At 63.5% G+C, this 2,360-nt stretch carries 3 protein-coding genes and 1 pseudogene; 1 reads left to right on the top strand and 3 read right to left on the bottom strand.

Annotated elements, in window-relative coordinates; genetic code table 11:
• A partial coding sequence (locus tag JOZ76_RS05680; RefSeq protein ID WP_366938541.1) for an amidohydrolase family protein occupies nucleotides 1-458 on the bottom strand: 458 nt, incomplete at its 3' end.
• Nucleotides 459-597: 139 nt separating this feature from the next.
• On the opposite strand from JOZ76_RS05680, the gene JOZ76_RS05675 reads away from it, so the two are divergent.
• The gene (locus tag JOZ76_RS05675) at nucleotides 598-996 is read left to right on the top strand and encodes a DUF1330 domain-containing protein (protein ID WP_291697650.1); all 399 of its coding nucleotides are present in this window, start codon (nucleotides 598-600) and stop codon (nucleotides 994-996) included.
• 32 nt (nucleotides 997-1,028) lie between these two features.
• On the opposite strand, the gene JOZ76_RS05670 is transcribed toward JOZ76_RS05675, so the two are convergent.
• Together JOZ76_RS05670 and JOZ76_RS05665 are read right to left on the bottom strand one after the other, a co-directional pair.
• Nucleotides 1,029-1,844: an MBL fold metallo-hydrolase gene (locus tag JOZ76_RS05670; RefSeq protein ID WP_291697649.1), complete on the bottom strand. Its 816-nt coding sequence runs from the start codon at nucleotides 1,842-1,844 to the stop codon at nucleotides 1,029-1,031.
• Between the two features lie 172 nt (nucleotides 1,845-2,016).
• Nucleotides 2,017-2,360, bottom strand: a pseudogene (locus tag JOZ76_RS05665) (permease); the annotation flags it as partial.

The raw sequence follows: 2,360 nt of genomic DNA, 5'->3' as shown, positions 1-2,360 counted from the left end.
TCCCAGGCCGAGGAGTGGCGAATGCCGCGGAAACGGCCGTTGCCGGCCGCGATCTCGGCCTCGAGCACGGCCCGTGCGCCTTCGCCGAGCAGGAGGTTGGCATGGCCGCCGATGCCGGCGCAGATCCGCGCTTTGCCGTAGGCGCCGCTCGCGCTCATGTGCGCGACGCCAGTCGCGAACTCGACCTCGCCGACGGGGCGAAGCGCGTCGGGACCCTCAGCACGATACATCGAGCGGCAATCGACATAGACCGTCGATACGATGTTGTGGCCGCTTCCGATATCGCCGGCCATCTCCTCGATCAGATAGCGCTGGCCCCCACGATTCCAGAGATGGTGGTGCGGATCGACGATCGGCTGCGCCGGATCGAGAACCGCTTCGCTGTGCAGTGCAAGCCAGTCCTCGCGCGGATCGGCAAAGAGCCCGCTTATTGATGCGGGCGCAGTGCTGGCAGCCATGGTGTTTGCTCCCCGATTTTTGAGACCGTTACCCGGCAGCGGCCGATATTATCCCAAGAGAATGACAGAGCCAGCATCCAGGCGTATCGCAAGGCGAGCCTTCTGATGCAGCGGAGCCGGCATTTCAGGGAGAGCGGAAATGCGTTTGCCCAGTCGCGTTGCCGGTCTGGTGGTCTTGGCAGTTGTGGCAATGTTGGCGCTCGCCGCGTCCGAGCGCTTGTTTGCGCAAAAGGCGAGCGCGCCGGCCTTTGTCATTGTCGAGCGACTGACAACGACAGGACCGGAATCGATCCAGGAGCAATATGGCAAGATTTCGCGCGATATCGTTGCAAAATTCGGCGGACGTTACGTGGCGCGAAGCCAGCATAACGTGCTGCTCGAAGGCGAAGGCAGCGTGCCCTGCTGCATGGCGATCATCTCCTTTCCGAGCGTAGAGGCGGCCCAAAACTGGTTCGATTCGCCGGAGAACCAGGACGCCGCCAAGCTACGTCGCAGCGGCGCGACTTTCCGCATCGTGTCGATCGAGGGTTTGCCCTGACTGCCGCCAACACTGTTGCCAGAGTGGCGGTGCTAGACGCCGTCCAGAATGATCACCGTCGGTGTCGACGGCAGCGTCTCTTGCGAAATCGTCAGCGAGCGCTCGCCTCGGCGATCAATCTCGAACTGGTTGCCGATTCGTTGCATGAAGTCCTCGAGCGGGGTCATGAAGCGGTGCATCGGCAGCACGACTGAGGCGCGCAGCCGCTTGGTGATCTCGGAAATGCCGCCGAGCGACATTGTGTAGGTGCCGTCGATCGGCACCATCACGATATCGAGTCGGCCGATCGCCGCAAACTGGCTGTCGTCGAGCTTGACGTGGAGATGTCCGAGGTGGCCGATGCAGAGGCCCGCGATCTCGAAGATGAAGATCGAATTGCCGTCCTTGATCATCGGACCGTCCGAATCCTCGCCGAAATAGCGGCGAATATCGGTCGTCACATTGCGGATGTAGACGTCGCCGATGCGCTCCGCGATGTGCGCTGGCTGCCCGTCGTCACCCCAGCCGTGCAGCACATGGGCAATGCGGGAATCCGGAAACAGCGTGTAGTGGGTAGAATGAGCGCGGTTCATGGTGACGACGTCGGGGAGACGCCCGGTCCGATAGACCCCGCTGTAGTCGGTCGCGATGCGTACGCCGCCGGGCGTGTCGATGTAATAGGTCGAGTGGCCGGCATAGGTGATCGTGACCTCGTCCTTAGCCGCGGCCGCCTGCCGGAAGCTCACGGGCGCGGCGCGCGTCGGCCCATTTGCCATCGCCAAACATTCACTGCGTCGAGCATCCTGGGCGAGGGCTGGCCCGATCAGCGAACCCAGCAGGGCAAAGACGGCGGAAAGCAGCCGCAGCATCGAAACGCACTCCGTTCTCGGCGGTTTCGGTATATTGTGTCGCGCGATCCCGCTCAGAACTAACACGTCCCGGCCGATCAGGGAGTTCACATTGTCGAACCACGCGGCACATTTCGGCGGCACGGCGCGCACAATCTGCCGCAGGAGGCGCCGGAGGTTTTTGCCGGAGCAGTCATGGAATTGATGAACGGTTGAGATTTTCAAGTCCCCGCCGCGGACTGAGGCCCCATGTCGCCGCGAGGATGGCTGCAGTGATCGATCCGCAGACCAGGGCGGCGGGCGGCATGATCAGCATGATCACGGCCGTGGCGGCCCAACCGATCGAGCAGAAGGCTTCCGCGAAAGTGGCGAGCCGCGACGAGGTCTGGCGCCGGCGAAACTGGCTGCGCCTGGCCTGCATCCGAAACCACAGCTGGATCGCGATTGCCGACAGCGCGGCGACCGCGACGCCGGCGCCGGTGATCGCAGCCTGCCAGGGTGAGGCGAGGCACAGTTCCGCCAGAAGCGGCGCGAAGA

Origin of the sequence: Bradyrhizobium sp., assembly GCF_019244115.1 — a bacterium.
Lineage (GTDB): Bacteria > Pseudomonadota > Alphaproteobacteria > Rhizobiales > Xanthobacteraceae > Bradyrhizobium.
Note: the sequence above shows the minus strand (reverse complement) of the source record. Positions and strands in the feature narration are given on the sequence as shown.